General features: G+C 62.0%; 1 protein-coding gene. It reads right to left on the reverse strand.

The window, feature by feature from the left end:
• Positions 1-190: 190 nt before the first annotated feature.
• Positions 191-400 (reverse strand): hypothetical protein (locus tag ACW5W8_RS23915; protein ID WP_498630903.1); only part of this gene is annotated, 210 nt, incomplete at its 5' end.

Consider the following 400-nt stretch of genomic DNA (forward strand, 5'->3'; position numbering starts at 1 on the left):
CATCGAAAGCCAGCGCGTTGATGGTCAGGGTGCCAAAGCCGGTGACCAGCACCGCCTTGAGCAGCGCCGCCAGGGCGCCCTCTGCGGTATCACCCAGGTTCGGGGCCCCCTGCATCTCGCTTGCAAACCATTTGACCTTGTATTCAGCCATCTCTTTTCTCTCCACGGGCAAGGCGCAACGCCTCACCGGTTAACGGTTGACGTTGCCCCTGAGCTGGGCCTCGAAACGGTCGGTATCTACCGCAGCCACCGACTGCAAGATGGTGCGGATAAACCAGATCGGGTAATTGGCGGCGTAGGTGTTGAACCGCAGCACGTTGCCCGCAGCCCAACCGGCCCCCCAGCCACGGCGGTCAACCCTGAAATAGGGCTGGCCGTTGTTGGGGTTGATGGGGGCAAA

The organism is Aeromonas aquatilis, from assembly GCF_054052405.1.